At 68.9% G+C, this 12,323-nt stretch carries 11 protein-coding genes and 1 pseudogene; 5 read left to right on the top strand and 7 right to left on the bottom strand.

The features are described 5' to 3' along the window. The 3 genes and pseudogenes from AO398_RS06120 to AO398_RS06110 form a co-directional block, all read right to left on the bottom strand. Positions 1-379 (bottom strand): annotated as a pseudogene (locus AO398_RS06120) (sugar transporter); the annotation flags it as partial. Positions 380-584: 205 nt separating this feature from the next. Further along, positions 585-2,078 (bottom strand): LTA synthase family protein, encoded by a 1,494-nt coding sequence (locus AO398_RS06115; protein ID WP_058191134.1) that lies wholly within the window; start codon positions 2,076-2,078, stop codon positions 585-587. A gap of 212 nt (positions 2,079-2,290) precedes the next feature. After that, the gene (locus AO398_RS06110; RefSeq protein ID WP_058191133.1) at positions 2,291-3,787 is read right to left on the bottom strand and encodes a capsular biosynthesis protein; all 1,497 of its coding nucleotides are present in this window, start codon (positions 3,785-3,787) and stop codon (positions 2,291-2,293) included. Positions 3,788-4,123: 336 nt separating this feature from the next. Between AO398_RS06110 and AO398_RS06105 the strand changes: the two genes are divergently transcribed. The 4 genes from AO398_RS06105 (at position 4,124) to AO398_RS06090 (ending at position 7,658) form a co-directional block, all read left to right on the top strand. Then, on the top strand, positions 4,124-5,431 hold the full coding sequence (locus tag AO398_RS06105) for a capsular biosynthesis protein (RefSeq protein ID WP_058191132.1): 1,308 nt from the start codon (positions 4,124-4,126) through the stop codon (positions 5,429-5,431). Positions 5,432-5,552: 121 nt separating this feature from the next. After that, positions 5,553-6,320, top strand: coding sequence for an SDR family NAD(P)-dependent oxidoreductase (locus AO398_RS06100; protein ID WP_058191131.1), 768 nt, complete (start codon positions 5,553-5,555; stop codon positions 6,318-6,320). Continuing rightward, positions 6,320-7,180, top strand: coding sequence for a formyltransferase family protein (locus AO398_RS06095; protein ID WP_058191130.1), 861 nt, complete (start codon positions 6,320-6,322; stop codon positions 7,178-7,180). The genes AO398_RS06100 and AO398_RS06095 overlap by 1 nt, the downstream gene beginning before the upstream one ends. Positions 7,181-7,247: 67 nt before the next feature. After that, positions 7,248-7,658, top strand: a complete 411-nt coding sequence (locus tag AO398_RS06090) for a hypothetical protein (protein ID WP_058191129.1) — start codon at positions 7,248-7,250, stop codon at positions 7,656-7,658. Here the strand turns inward: AO398_RS06090 and AO398_RS06085 are convergent. The 4 genes from AO398_RS06085 to AO398_RS28970 form a co-directional block, all read right to left on the bottom strand. Further along, a complete protein-coding gene (locus AO398_RS06085) occupies positions 7,642-9,045 on the bottom strand; it encodes an amino acid permease (protein ID WP_058191128.1) in 1,404 nt (467 codons plus the stop codon). The two genes, AO398_RS06090 and AO398_RS06085, sit on opposite strands and share 17 nt — an antisense overlap. 71 nt (positions 9,046-9,116) lie before the next feature. After that, positions 9,117-10,583 (bottom strand): methyl-accepting chemotaxis protein, encoded by a 1,467-nt coding sequence (locus tag AO398_RS06080; protein WP_058191127.1) that lies wholly within the window; start codon positions 10,581-10,583, stop codon positions 9,117-9,119. Next, positions 10,580-10,861, bottom strand: coding sequence for a hypothetical protein (locus AO398_RS06075; RefSeq protein ID WP_152997428.1), 282 nt, complete (start codon positions 10,859-10,861; stop codon positions 10,580-10,582). The genes AO398_RS06080 and AO398_RS06075 overlap by 4 nt, the downstream gene beginning before the upstream one ends. A 449-nt stretch (positions 10,862-11,310) precedes the next feature. After that, positions 11,311-11,529 (bottom strand): hypothetical protein, encoded by a 219-nt coding sequence (locus AO398_RS28970; RefSeq protein ID WP_201025717.1) that lies wholly within the window; start codon positions 11,527-11,529, stop codon positions 11,311-11,313. A 411-nt stretch (positions 11,530-11,940) separates the two neighbouring features. On the opposite strand from AO398_RS28970, the gene rpsO reads away from it, so the two are divergent. Then, positions 11,941-12,210, top strand: coding sequence for a 30S ribosomal protein S15 (gene rpsO, locus AO398_RS06065; protein ID WP_007560136.1), 270 nt, complete (start codon positions 11,941-11,943; stop codon positions 12,208-12,210). Positions 12,211-12,323 lie beyond the last annotated feature (113 nt).

The raw sequence follows: 12,323 nt of genomic DNA, 5'->3' as shown, positions 1-12,323 counted from the left end.
CGGGGATGAGGGCGGATTTGGAGCCGGCGGAGAACCGGTCGGCGACCAGCGGCCCGGAGAACAGGCCACCGGATCCGGCTTCCCAGACCGAGACCGAGACCATGTCGCCGATGCCGATCACCGGCTCGGTGGACGGGCGGTGGTCGCCGAAGGAGGCGAGCAGGCTGTCGAGGGGGCGTCCGCGCAGGGCCTCGATCACGGATGGGGTGACGTCGATGATCTCGTAGCGGGCGAGCACGCCCCCGTCGGCGGTGGCGACTTCCGCGCCCGCCTCGATCGCGCTCGCCGTCGGACCCGCCGCGGGCAGATATGTGCAGCCGCCGATGGACCCTGCCGCGAGGGCGGCCATCAGCGCCGAACGCGCCGTGTTACGCAGCATCACAGAGACTTCTCCTCGCCGGCCTCCGCGCCATCGCTGGCTCGGACCGGGACATCCATGGTGACCGCCAAACGCTGCGATCGCTTTAACGGCCGCGTCAAACGTGCGGACTCCTCGCGGAACCCGCTTCTCGGACAGCATTGCTATCCGGTCGCAATGCGTCACCAGCGTGGCACTGCCGAGCTTGATACGGTCAAGCTTAACCTTATCGCGTCGTTGCCGGCATGTCCGCAAGTGTGCTGGCCAGGGCGGAGCGCAGATCGCGTCCCAGGGCGTCGGCGGTGATGTCCAGGCGCCGCGGCAGCACCGGCTCTCCGCCGAATCGGAACACGGCATAATCGGTCGCTTGGCCACCGAAGCCCGGCTTGCAGGTCGGCAGTGAAGGTGCGTGGTCGCCGAACACGCAGAGGGTGATGGACTGGCCGCGGTCGCGGGCCAAGCCGTCGAGTCCGGCGACCAGATTCTGGACCATACGTCCGGTATTGACGACGTGATGGAGATACTGCGCCTCCGGGGCATCGATCCCAGGCAGGCGCCCGGGCTTCCACGGCCCGTGATTCTCCATCGTGACGCAGAACAGGAACAGCGGCGTGCGTCGGCCTCGCACCTCGTCGAGCAGGCGCTCGCCCAGCGCCACGTCGCCGACATAAGGGCCAACCCGGGGGGCTGCCTCGAACGATTCGCCCATCACCAGGTCGGTGAAGCCGAAGGCCTGCATCACCTTTGCCCGGCGGAAGAAATCCCGGTGGAACGGGTGCAGGAAGAGGGTCTCGTAGCCCCGGCTCCGGGCCAGCCGGGCCAGGCTGGTCGGCTCGTCGCCGCTCCGGGACGTGTAGGGATCGTAACGACCGAAGCCGAGACTGTCCGAGGGCCGACCGGTGAGCACGGCGTGCTCGCTGCGCATCGTGTAGGCGCCGTGGGCCGGGACCCTGAGGCGGCCGTATTGCGCAGCCCGGGTGCGGAAAAGCTCCATTGCGGGCAGCGCCGGGCCATTGAGGCGCTCCGGGTCGATGAACGATTCGAGCTGGATCACCACGACCACGTCGTCGCCCGGGCCGGAGGGCAGCGTCGGCACCTCCGGCACCGGTGCGCTGCCCGCCAGCGCCCGGGCCGTGTAGCCGAGCAGGCTCGCCGGCAGGCCGACCCGCGCGACATCCGCCTCCAGATCGGGTTCGGGGAACCAGCGCGCGATCAGCCCCGCCAACTGCGGCCGGGACGCAGCGCGGAACAGAAGCCAAAGGGCCAGCGGCAAGCCGAGCATCGCCGCAACGCGCGGGATCGGCGCATCCGGCAGGACGCTGGGCTCGGTCCGGTACCAGATTACCGTCGCGATCAGCGTCAGAATCACGGGGACCGAAATGCGCGGATCCCAGAGCGGCGGGATGTAGTAGAGCTGTGGATGGCGCGGCACCTGCGGCAGCAGGACGAAATCACTGAACAGGAGCGGCTCGCCGATTACCGAGCGCTTGGCCCGGCTGACATAGATCAGCGCCGCGACCGAGACGACGCAGGTCAGGCCGGCGAGCCAGGGCCGCCACGAGAAGACGAACCAGAACAGCAGGATCAGCAGGTAGCCGAGCAGCCGCAGGGCGAGATCGCGCGCGGCCAAGCTCGCCCGGGTGAGCGAATCGCTGACGAAGAATTCAAGGGCGAGGCAGATGGCGAGCGCGAGGCTGGCGGCGGTGAGGAACGTGGTCACAATGCGAGAACTCGATGTGGCTTGCGCGTGCGGGCGGTCGATACGAGCTGTGACCCGGCACGGAAAACGAGGGTCGTACAGAGGCCTCGCGGCGTTTTCCGGAGCGCAGGCTGCTGGCTCCTCGCCTCGCCCACGGCGACGGGAGCGGGCTCCCTACCTTGGGCGGTGCGCGAAAAGCCCGAGAGACCAGATGCCACGATTGCGCCCCTGCCCTAGCGCGGCCCGGTCTCGCGGCCGACGCCGCGGCGGTTGCGGAGCGCCCGCACGATCGGGTTGAACAGGCCGTAGCGCGCCCGCATGACGAGATGCGCAGTGCGGCCGAGCGAGAGCGCGTTGCGTGGGGCGGCTTCCCGGGCGGCGCTGAGCCGATCCAAGAGTTGCTCCGGACTGCATGGCTTCATCGCCACGGGATCGAGGTAGCGCGAATAGAGGATCATCGCGCCGGCCACCAACTCGTCGAGCGTGAGCCTGCGGCCACGGTCGGCCCCGGGCGCCAGATCCTCCGACAGGCCCCAGCCCGAGTAGAACGGGCGTCCGTGGGTCGCCACGCTCAGCCCGCGGATCAGCGCCTCGAAGCCTGCGAGCGATGTCATGGTCTCGACGTGGTGCACCCTGTCGAGCAGATCGACGATGCTGAGGCCGCCCACGATCCGGTCGGCGAGAGTCAATGCCTCCGCCTCCGGGATGATGCCGGGGCGGAACCCGGCTTCGACATCGGGGTGGGGCTTGTAGAGCAGGAAGGCGTCGGGGTTGCGCCGCCGGGCGGCCTCCAGCAGCGCCCGGTTCGAGCGGACCAGCGGCGAGCCGTGCTGCACCGAGGCATCGTCCTCCACCTGTCCCGGCACCAGCACGATCCTCCGGCCGGACGGCCAGTCGAGAGCGGTGGCATCGAGGCCGACATTGTACTTGCTGAGGCGGCGCGCCACGACCTCCTCGCGCAGGCGCTTGGCCCGGCTCACCAGCTCGGGCGGGAATGCGGCCTCGGCCAGCAGCCGCTGCAGGCGGCTCTCCCGGCGCGGGTCGTAGTAGATGCCGAGATCGTCGACCACGATGGAGGCGCCGGGCTGCAGACTCGCCCCGAGACCGACCGAGCGCAGGAAGCCGTCCTCCACCCGGGCGAGCGGCAGGCCGGCCCGCGTGCAGGCGTCTTCCAGCTTGCCCGGCGCCCGGGTCGCCCAGGCGAGGATCCGCCCTTGATGGCGCTGTCCGGCCGCGACCGCGGCCTCGGCCGTCATGGTATGGACCGGGGGGCCGGCCGGGCCGGTGCCGAGTACGTCGAGGGCCGGCCGCTTCCAGCGCGACATACCCACATAGACAACGCGCCGGTCGTTCTCAGCGAACCGCGCGGCGAGCCAAGCCACGTGCGCGGCGCAGGCCTCGCGACCGATCGGCTGACGTGTCCAGGGATCGAGATAGTGGATGCCGCGCTCTCCGCCGAGCGGCTTGCCGTCGAGCGCGAGCCGCAGGGACGCGAACCCGGTCTCCGGCCTGTCGTACGGGCTGAGCAGCGGACCCGGCGTGACCGTGAGCCGACGCCTTCCGGCCAGCGCAAGCAGGCGCGCGGGCAGGCTTCCCGATCCCCACACGGCACCGACTGCGCCTGGCCGCGCTCGACCGAAGGCGAAGCCCGTCGCGGCCTCGATCTCCACCTGCAGGCGGCGGATCGTCCGGCCGGTCGCGTAGAGCGACGGGGTCGGTTCAAGGGACATGATGGGGCGCCTAACTCCGCTCGTCTGAGTCGTTCGGGTCGCCGTGTAGCGCATTTTACCCGGCATGGGATGGCCGGCGACGCGGGGACAAGCGCTGCGGTTTCGTCAAAGCGTCACGTCATGGAAAGGATTTGGACATATCGTCGCCGTGATTGCCCCTTCAATCCGTCTGGTGGCCGCGAAAGTGCGACCGTTGCAGACGGGCCACGCCGGAGCGGAAACGCCGTCCTGCGACGTAGCTTCGGATTGCCGGCTCGCGCCGAGGCGTGCCACCTCAGGTCAGTCTTTCCGGTGCGGCTCCGTCCGGCCGAGGGTCAAGGATAGAAGCGCCGCGGAATGCAAAAGACCGCCCCCGACGCCCTCCGCGACCGCCCCGCGACCTTTCTGTTCCTGCAGGGCATCGCTTCCCCGTTCTTCTCCGATCTCGGCAAGGCCCTGCGTGCGCGGGGACACGAGGTCCGGCGTATCAACCTGTGCCCCGGCGACCGGCTGTTCTGGAACGGCAAGGCCGACAATTACCGCGGTCGCCGCGAGGCCTGGGGCACGTATCTCGAATCCTATCTCGACCGTGAAGCCGTCACCGACATCGTGCTGTTCGGCGATTGCCGGCCGTTTCACCGGGCGGCCCGGATGATCGCTGAGGTTCGAGGCCTCCGGGTTCACGTGTTCGAGGAAGGCTATATCCGACCCAACTGGATCACCTGTGAACTCGGCGGGGTAAACGGTTTTTCGTCGCTTCCGCGTACGGCCGCCGAAGTCCGCGCCCTGGCGCGACGCCTGCCCCAGCCGGGCCGGGCGATGCCCTCCACGGGCGACATGGCCCGCCGCAGCGTTTGGGACGTCAGCTACAACATCGCCAACATCGCGTTCCCGTATCTCTTCCCGCATTTCCGCAGCCACCGGCCGACCCACATCGCGGCCGAGTATGCCGGCTGGATCAAGAAGTTCACCCGGCGCGCCCATACCCGCCGGGAGGCTGCCCGCTGCGACGAAATCTACCGCGCGGTCGGCTGCGACTACTTCCTGCTGCCGCTCCAGCTCGACAGCGACTACCAGATCCGGGTCCACTCGCCGTTCCTCGGGGTCGAGGGATTCATGGACCGGGTGATCAAGTCCTTCGCGGATGCCTCCTCGGCGCCGACGCGGCTTCTGGTGAAGCTGCATCCGCTGGATAGCGGCCTGATCAACTGGCGCAAGTTCGCCCGAGCCTCGGCCCGGCGGCATGGCGTCAGCGACCGCCTCGATTTCATCGACGGCGGCGACCTCCCGGCCCTGATCAAGGGCGCCCGCGGCGTCGTCATCGTGAATTCGACGGTGGGGATGCTATCCCTCGAGATGGGCCGCCCGACCCATGCGGTCGGCACCGCGATCTACAACATGGCCGGTTTGACCCATCAAGGCGACCTCGACGGGTTCTGGACGAACCCGACCCCGCCGGACATGGGCCTGATGGCTGACTTCCGCCGGGTCGTGCTGCACCGGACGCAGGTTAACGGCGGCTTCTTCTCGAAGGGGGCGATCGAGCGCGCCGTGGCCGGCTCGGTGCCGCGGATGGAATCGGCCGTCCCCGACGCGATGCTGGCTGCCGCGCGGGCGATCCGCGAGGGTGGCGAGAGTGACGGGCAGCTCGCGCCTGTCTATTGAAGCGTGACAGGAAACCTGTCGCGTTCTGCTGACAGTTTCGGGCGTCGCGCGAGCCTTTAAGTCGCCGTTGAGCCCTTCCCGGTCTTGATCTTTGCGTGCTCCGCGGCGTAGCACCCGCGTCATGCCCCGCATTCTGATCACTGGCGCGTCGAGCGGTATCGGCGCTGCACTCGCACGCCATTACGCACGTGCCGACGTGAGCCTCGTCCTCATCGGACGCAATACCGATCGCCTGGAAGCCGTGGCCCGGGATTGCCGGGCCAGCGGTGCCACCGTCGAGGCCGTGCGCCTCGATACCCGGGACCGGGCCGCCGCGATCGATCTGATCCACAAAGCCGACGCCGCCCAGCCCCTCGACCTCGTCATCGCCAATGCCGCGGTGAACGGCGGAAATCAGAAGGGCGAAGTCGAGCCCGAGGAGACGGCGTTCGAGACCGCCGATATCAACTATACCGGCTCGCTCAACATCGTGCTGCCGACCCTGAGCCTGATGCTCAAGCGCGGACGCGGGCAGATCGTGCTGATGTCCTCGCTGGCGGCCTACGCGCCGCTTCAGGATGCCCCAGCCTATAGCGGCGCCAAAGCCGCCCTGGTCGCCCACGGGCTGGCACTCCGGCAGAAGGTCGGGCCGCGCGGCGTGAAGGTCAACGTCGTGGCCCCAGGCTACGTGAAGACCCCGATGGGCGGCGAGCTGAAGGGCTGGCGGCCCCTGGAGATGAGCGCCGAGGAAGCAGCCCAGCACATCGTCAAGGGTATTGCCAAGGATCGCGACGTGATCGCCTTCCCGTTCGTCCTGGCGGCGCTCGCGCGGACCGTGCTGCTCCTGCCGGAGAGCATCCGCCGGGCCGGCCTCTACGCCTTCCGCTTCCAGCGCCGGCCGCGCCGCTGATGGCCCGCGCCCGGATCGCGCTGTTCGTCCTGGAGGCGCTGCCCAATGCCCGGGTGGTGCGCCGGTTCGTGGCCGATCACCGGGCCGATATCGCCTTCGTCGGGCTGTCGAACGCTGAACGGCCGTCGAGCGGGGGGCTGACTGGCCAGGTCCGCGGGCATCTCGCGCGCTCCGGCGCCGGGATCCTGCCGTATCTCGCGGTGAATTTTGGGCTGCCGGATTTGCTGCGGCCGCTGGCGCCCCTCACCCAGGCTGTAGCCGGCAGCGGCGCTGCGCCGGAATCGACACCGCTGAAGACCCTGTGCCGGCGCTTGGGTATCCCGACCCTGACGGTCGACGATGTGAACGGCGCCGAGGTCGCGCAGAGATTACGTGCGACCGCGCCAGACCTGATCCTGACCTATCATTTCGACCAGATCCTGAAGGCCGAGACCATCGGACTGGCACGTCTCGGCGGCATCAATGGTCATCCCGGGCTGCTGCCGCGCCATCGTGGCCCGGTGCCGACGATCCATGCGCTGGCAGACGGACCCGGCAGCTTCGGCATGACCCTGCACCGGCTTGCGGCCACGATCGATACCGGGGCGATCCTCGCTCAGGAGGCTGTACCGCTCCCGGCCGACACCACCGCCACCCGGGCGGCCGTGGCGCTGCATGCGCACGGGCGCGGCATGCTCGACCGGTTGCTCGACGAGATCGCCCGCACGGACCGAATCCCTGAGGGCCGGAGCACCGAGGTTCTGCCGTATTGCTCGTTTCCGGACCGCGCGCTGCTGGCCTCTCTGCGCCGGAGGGGCCTGCGGCTCACCGATAGCCGCGACCTGCGTGAGGCGGTGAGCCTATCAGGCCGGGCGGCTTAACCTTCGCTTAAGGCTGTTTCGTAGAGGATCGTTCAGCCTCTCCCCGCGCCGACCGAGCCCGCCCCGCATGCCGGATACCAGCCCCCTCAAGGCGGCCACCGACGCTTTGGCCTACGGCCGTCGGATCCAGAGCGGGCAGATCCGGGCGATCTCCGAGAATATCGCGAACGCCGATTCCGCCCCGGCTGATCCGGGCGGCACGCCCTATGCCCGGAAGATCGCGGTGTTCCAGCCGGTTGATGTCGACCGAGGGCGCGAACCGGTCGGCCGCATCGTGCACGACGGGAGCGATTTCCGCCGGCGCTACGATCCATCGAATGTGGCGGCTGATCGCCAGGGCTATATCCGCCTGCCGAACGTCAACGTCGCGCTGGAATCGGCCGACCTGCAGCGCGTGATCCGGAACTACGAACTGAACCTCAGCGCCGAGGCTTCGATCGACGCGGTGAGCCGGGCCACGCTCAACCTGCTTGGGTGAGCCGCGCGTTGCGCCTTCCGTAGCCGCCATAGATCGCCAACCCGATCACCAGCCAGACCGCGAGCCGGATCCAGGTATCGGCCGGCAACGCGGCCATCAGAACCAGGCATGACAGGATGCCGAGCGTGGCCATCGGGATCGCCGCCGGTACGCGGAACGGCCGGGGCCGGTCGGGTTCCGTCCGGCGCAGGATCAACACGATTCCGCAGACCAGGCAGAACGCCAGCAGCGTGCCGATGCTGACGAGTTCGCCCAGGATGTCGATCGGCACCAGCCCGGCTACGGCCGCGGTGAACAGACCGATCACCACTTGGCTCGCTACCGGTGCCCGGGTCGCCGGATCGACCCGGCAGAACAGGGGCGGCAGCAGCCCGTCCCGGGCCATGGCGAAGAAGATCCGGCCCTGCCCGTAGAGCGCCGTGAGTGCCGAGGTGGTCAGCCCGATCAGGGCCCCGATCTTGATCACGATCGCCAGCCCGGGCATCGCGAGGCGGTCGATCGCCTTGGCGATCGGATCGGCGACGTCCAGCTCCCGATAGGGCACGAGGCCGGTAAGCACCGCCGCCACCGCCACGTACAGGACCGTGCTGATCGTCAGCGATCCGATCAGCCCGATTGGCGCGTCGCGCTGGGGCGCCCGGCACTCGCCCGCCGCGGTCGCTACGGTCTCGAAGCCGATGAAGGCGAAGAACACCACCGCGGCTCCGCGGAACACGCCGCTCCAGCCGTAGGTGCCGAACGCGCCGGCATTCTCGGGGACGAACGGATGCCACAGCTCCGGATGCAGATGGACCACGCCGACGCCCACGAAGGCCAGGATGATCGCAACCTTGCAGGCGACCAGCAGGCCGTTGATCAGGGAGGCGTCCCGGGTCGAGCGGGTCAGGAGCGCCGTCAGCAACAGTACGATGCCGACGGCGGGCAGGTTCACCAGGCCGCCGTCCCCCGGCGCTCCCGATAGAACTGCAGGCAACTTAAGGCCGAAATCCGCTGCGAGCGACTGCGCGTAGCCTGACCAGCCCACCGCCACCGTGGCCGCCGCCATGGCGAATTCGAGCACGAGGTCCCAGCCGATGATCCAGGCCGGGAGCAGGCCGAGGCACGCCCGCGTGTAGGTGTAGGTCGAGCCCGCCTCCGGGATCATGGCGGCGAGCTCGGCGTAGCACAGGCCGACGAAGCCACAGGCGATGCCGCCGATCACGAAGGACAGGCTGAGTGCCGGCCCCGCATATTGTGCCGCTGCGGTTCCGGTCAGAACGAAGATGCCCGCGCCGATCGTGGCGCCGAGCCCGATGGCGACCAGGCCCGGGGCGGTGAGGCTCCGGGCGAGACTGGGATTGCCGGTCGCCGGATCCTCGATCCGGGCGATGGCGGCGGTGTCGGACATGTCGTGGTTCTCGGCCTTTGGTCCCCGGATAATGCGGATGGGATCCAGCGAGCAAGATCCGAGCCGGTGCTTCAGGCCGCGCGCACGGACGCCAGGAAGCGCCCGACCTCGGTGCGCAGGGTGGCGAATTCCCGCGACAGGTCCGAGACCGAGGCGAGGACGCGGCCGGCCTCGGACCCCGTGACCTGCACGTCGCCGGTGACGTCCGTGAGCGTGGCGGTGATGTCACGTGCATCCGTGGCGGCTTCCGAGACGTTCCGCAGGATCTCCCGGGTGGCGGCGCCCTGCTCCTCGACCGCGGCATTGATCGCCGTGGCGACGCCGCTCATGTCGCGGATCCGGACGGTGATGCCGTCCACGGCGGCGGCCGCCTGTCCGGTCGAGGTCTGGATGTGATGGACCTGCGCGGCGATGTCCTGTGTGGCGCGCGCCGTCTGCTCGGCGAGTTCCTTGACCTCGGCAGCCACCACCGCGAAGCCGCGGCCCGCCTCCCCGGCTCGTGCGGCCTCGATCGTGGCATTGAGGGCGAGCAGGTTGGTCTGGCCGGCGATGTTCGAGATCAGCGCCACGACGTCGCCGATACGTTCGGCCGCCGTGCGCAGTTCGCTGACCAGGGGCGTCGCCGCGGCGGCCTGTGCGGCGGCCTCGCGCGCCATCTCGGCCGACACGTCGACCTGTCGGCCGATCTCGCCGATCGACGAACCCAGTTCCTCGGCCGCCGCCGCCGCACCCTGGACCTTGACGGCAGTCTCTCCGACGGCCGCCGCCACCGTCAGCGATCGATCCGCCGTCGTGGTCGCCGTCGTCGCCATTCCAGCCGCAGCGGCCTCGACGGTGCCGGCCGCTGCGGCGACGTGATCGAGGATGCTGCCGACAGACGTCTCGAATGCGCGCGCGAGCTGCTCCATCTCGGATTTGCGCTCCAGTTCGAGCGCCGACCGGGTCGTGGCGGCCTCGCTTTCCAGATCGAGCGCCCGTGCGAGTTGGGCCTGCGTCTGCGCGTCGGAGGCCGCGAGGGCCAGGAAGGACTCTTCCACGGTCCGGCAAACCCAGATCAGGATACCGGTTTCGATGAGCACGATCGCGGCATGCAGGATCACCCGGCCAAGATCGCTCGCCCCGCCCGGAAAGATCAGGGCCGGCATCGCCAGGTCGAGTGCGAGATGATGGACGGCCGTCGCGGCCGCCGCCGCCAGAATCACGCGCCAGTCGCACCACCCGGCCAGCATTGCCAGGCAGGCGAAGAAATACATGTGCAGGTCGATTTGCCAGGGATGGCCGGCGAACGTGATCAGGAGCAGCGCGGCCATGCCCACCAGGGCCACGCCGCTCACGATGCGGGTCGCCGCGCTCACCGGGTCGCGCAGCCACAGGGTGGTCGTGACGCCCGCAATGCCGATGGCGCCGACCACGGGCCCCAGAGCCGGAAAGTTCGCCGTCAGCACGGCATCGACGACGCCGATCAACAGGACATGGGCCCACAGGAGCGGGATCAGAAACCGGCCGAAGCGGCGCTGCAGGATGTCGAGATGGTTCATCGAGTCGGGTTCCGGGCCGTGGCCGTGACGGCGGTCGGCGAAGACGTCGAGGTGGTGGAGGGGCTGCAACCGTCGGAGAGGCGGCCGTCGATGACGAGGCGCGCTCCTGCTGCGTAGAGGCGACCGGCGAAGCCGGCCTGGTCCGAGTGGGCCAGGAGGACGTTGTCCGGGCCGCCGCGGTTCAGGACCGTCCCGCCCGCGTTCGCGATGATCCGGATTGAATCTGCTGCGCCGCCGCCGGGCGTACCGACGACCGCCACCACGTCCGATTGGGGCAACGCCAGGACAGCCAATGGAGTCAGGAGGACGATCAGGCAGCCGACCCCTCCGAGAGCCCATTCGACCCCACGGGCGTCAGGCTTGGGTAATGCATCGTCTATGCGGTCCGGCCTGGTCGGAGGAACACGCAGGTACACATCGTGGATCAACGTCGCATGCCTTGCATCTCGTCACAGTGCCTCAAGTCCGGAGCATGGCGCGGCAGGGCGATTCGCCGACCTGTGCAGAGGATACTTTATCCAATGCGTTTGTTAAAAGACTTGATCGCCAGCAACGCGGGTATGGTTGCGATGGCGTGGGACGTTCACGTCGGATCGCCATCCACGGGTTGGCACGAACCTGCCCAGACGAGCTGGCTGATGCTACGTTCAAGGCATCGGCGTTCGCAGCTCGCTCTCGATCATTCTGGGATCGGTTCGGAAGATCTTGGCTACGATTTCTGACAACTTCATAAAGGTGTGGCCTTGCGGGGGGACGACGTAGCCGTCGTCATCGAGACCGACGTAGCGGAGGCGGTCTGTTCCGCCGGGCGCTGCGCGATCTGACGGAACTCTCCGGGATAGGCCGACTCGAACACGGCCCGCGCCCGTACGGCGCTGAAGCGCTCTTCGGGATGAGCCGCCAGCTGCCCGAGCAGGAATTCGCTGATCGAGCGGTCGACCGTCACCGGGACAACCACGAGGCACTCAGGTTCAGGGCAAGCGATAGCACGCAGGCACCGAGGGCCTCGCGGCGGCGTAGACCCCAGATGCGGCCGAGTCCGGCGCAGTTGCCCGACGGTACGCCTCGTCGGCGTGGATGACGACGTGTAAGATCGGCTCAACCGACGCCTGGGGCGCCGCGACGCCGGCCAGCATGCGGGTCTTGCCCGTTCCCTCGGGCGGCTCTGGGGCCCGGGGCTGGTGTATCCGGCGGTTTCGTGTATGGATCACGCAGCCTCGGCTCGGGTTACCGGGCGGGGCTTGAGCCGCTTGGCGCTGTGACCGTGCTGGACGACATCCCGGCACCGGCCGAACGCCGAGCTCGAGCGCCCCGATCGGGGCGCCGCATCTGACCAGCACAACCCGAAAGGCATGCGATGTCGATCACGGCAGAGCGCAAGACCGCGCTCATCAAGGAACACCGCAAGGACGCCAAGGACACCGGGTCCCCCGAGGTCCAGGTCGCGATCCTCACCGAGCGGATCACCAACCTCACCGGCCACTTCAAGACTCACGGCAAGGATAACCATTCCCGCCGCGGCCTGCTGAAGATGGTCTCGCAGCGCCGCTCGCTGCTCGACTACGTCAAGCGCAAGGACGAGGCCCGGTACCGCGCGCTCATCGAGCGTCTCGGTATCCGCCGCTAAGGCCGACCACGCGCGGTTCCGAGCCCGGCTCGGAGCCGCGTTTCACGATCTCGGGCTGCCGGAATGGGTCCGGCCGCTCGAAAAACGGGCCGCTTCGAGGCGCCAGCGTCGGG

Origin of the sequence: Methylobacterium sp. GXS13 (assembly GCF_001455965.1) — a bacterium.
GTDB lineage: Bacteria > Pseudomonadota > Alphaproteobacteria > Rhizobiales > Beijerinckiaceae > Methylobacterium.
The sequence above is the reverse complement of the archived record's forward strand: the minus strand, read 5'-3'. Positions and strand labels throughout refer to the sequence as shown.

Bases quoted from the DNA above. Each gene is read 5' to 3' on its own strand.
- AO398_RS06110 (WP_058191133.1), bottom strand. From the start codon at position 3,787: ATGTCCCTTGAACCGACCCCGTCGCTCTACGCGACCGGCCGGACGATC.
- AO398_RS06105 (WP_058191132.1), top strand. From the start codon at position 4,124: ATGCAAAAGACCGCCCCCGACGCCCTCCGCGACCGCCCCGCGACCTTT.
- AO398_RS06100 (WP_058191131.1), top strand. From the start codon at position 5,553: ATGCCCCGCATTCTGATCACTGGCGCGTCGAGCGGTATCGGCGCTGCA.
- AO398_RS06095 (WP_058191130.1), top strand. From the start codon at position 6,320: ATGGCCCGCGCCCGGATCGCGCTGTTCGTCCTGGAGGCGCTGCCCAAT.
- AO398_RS06090 (WP_058191129.1), top strand. From the start codon at position 7,248: ATGCCGGATACCAGCCCCCTCAAGGCGGCCACCGACGCTTTGGCCTAC.
- AO398_RS06085 (WP_058191128.1), bottom strand. From the start codon at position 9,045: ATGTCCGACACCGCCGCCATCGCCCGGATCGAGGATCCGGCGACCGGC.
- AO398_RS06080 (WP_058191127.1), bottom strand. From the start codon at position 10,583: ATGAACCATCTCGACATCCTGCAGCGCCGCTTCGGCCGGTTTCTGATC.
- rpsO (WP_007560136.1), top strand. From the start codon at position 11,941: ATGTCGATCACGGCAGAGCGCAAGACCGCGCTCATCAAGGAACACCGC.